2 protein-coding genes are annotated in these 1499 nt (G+C 63.6%); both read left to right on the plus strand.

Going from position 1 to position 1499, the window contains the following annotated elements:
- Window positions 1-123: 123 nt before the first annotated feature.
- Window positions 124-693 (plus strand): L,D-transpeptidase family protein, encoded by a 570-nt coding sequence (locus ACXJL8_RS40805; RefSeq protein WP_456621534.1) that lies wholly within the window; start codon window positions 124-126, stop codon window positions 691-693.
- A gap of 6 nt (window positions 694-699) precedes the next feature.
- On the plus strand, window positions 700-1485 hold the full coding sequence (locus ACXJL8_RS40810; RefSeq protein ID WP_456621480.1) for a 2-keto-4-pentenoate hydratase: 786 nt from the start codon (window positions 700-702) through the stop codon (window positions 1483-1485).
- The last annotated feature ends 14 nt before the right edge of the window (window positions 1486-1499 follow it).

Consider the following 1499-nt stretch of genomic DNA (forward strand, 5'->3'; position numbering starts at 1 on the left):
TATTATTGTTGTTCGTGTTGAAGTAGTGGGCTGTTACCGATTCACAAGCCAGAAGCACTCTAACCTAGAATAGCAGGGCGCTTTGATGAATGTCCTGTAATGAATTCGGCATCGCACGTTCACATGAAAAATGAAGTTACTTCAATTGGTTACACGAGGAAACGGCGCTCCGGCCCGCTGGTCGCGATCCGCGTTAAGCCTGCCGCCGGTAATCCGCGCCGGGGCTGGCTGACGGCGGGACAGCTGACAATTCCGGTCGCGTTGGGCCGGGGCGGCATTTTGGCCAACAAACGCGAGGGCGACGGCGGCACCCCAAGGGGCAGCTTCCGGCCGCGGCAATTGTGGTGGCGGGGCGACCGCCACAGCCGCCCGCAGACATTTTTGCCGGCGCGGGCCATCACCGGTGAGGACGGCTGGTGCGAGGACCCCAAAGATCGTCACTACAACCAGCCGATCCGGCTCGGGCGGGAGCAGGGCGGCGACCGACTCAAGCGGACCGACCATCTCTATGACTTCATCATCGAGATCGACCACAACACCAGGCCGCGCATCGCCGGCCGCGGCAGCGCCGTGTTCCTGCATCTGGCCCGCGACAATTTCGGGCCGACTGCGGGCTGCGTCTCCATGACAAGAGGGGCGATGCTACAAGTGCTGCGGCGGATGGGACCGCGGACAAAAATCATCATCGGGTGAGGATACATGCTCGACAGGGATCAGATCGCGGCCGCATCGCGCGTCCTCGTGCAGCATTGGCGCGACGGCAGCAAGCTCGATGCGCTGGAGGCATCCTTGCGGCCGCGGAGCCGCGCCGCGGGTTACGCCGTTCAGGCCGCGCTCGAAATGCAATCGACCGGACAATTGTTCGGCTGGAAGATCGCGGCTACCAGCGAATCCGGACAGAGGCACATCAATGTCGCAGGCCCGATGGCCGGACGCATCTTGAGCGACACCGTCATCGCCGATGGCGGCACAGCTTCGATGCAGGGCAACAGGATGCGCGTCGGCGAACCTGAATTCGCCTTCCGCATGGGGCGCGATCTTCCGCCGCGGTCTGCGCCTTACAGCGTGGAAGAGGTCCTCGCCGCCGTCGATACCTTCCATCCCGCAATCGAGATTCCGGATTCGCGCTTTACCGATTTCGCCAGCGCCGGCGAGGCGCAGCTCATCGCCGACAATGCCTGTGCCCATTTGTTCGTGCTGGGTGCGCCGGCCAAGGCCGATTGGCGCGCGATGGATCTCGTCGAGGAGCGACCCGTGACCATGCTGCGCGATCAGCGCTATGTCGGCCACGGCAAGAACGTGCTCGGCGACCCCCGTGTCGCACTGGCCTGGCTTGCCAACGAGCTGCGCGGGCTCGGCCTTACCTTGAGGGCAGGGGAGGTGGTGACGACTGGCACGTGTCACCCACCGCTGCCGATCCAGGCGGGCGATCATTTCGCGGTGGATTTTGGCGTGTTGGGGAAGGTGTCGGTGGGGTTCGCGTAATCACTGCTGTCGTC

Source organism: Bradyrhizobium sp. P5_C11_2, assembly GCF_054049755.1.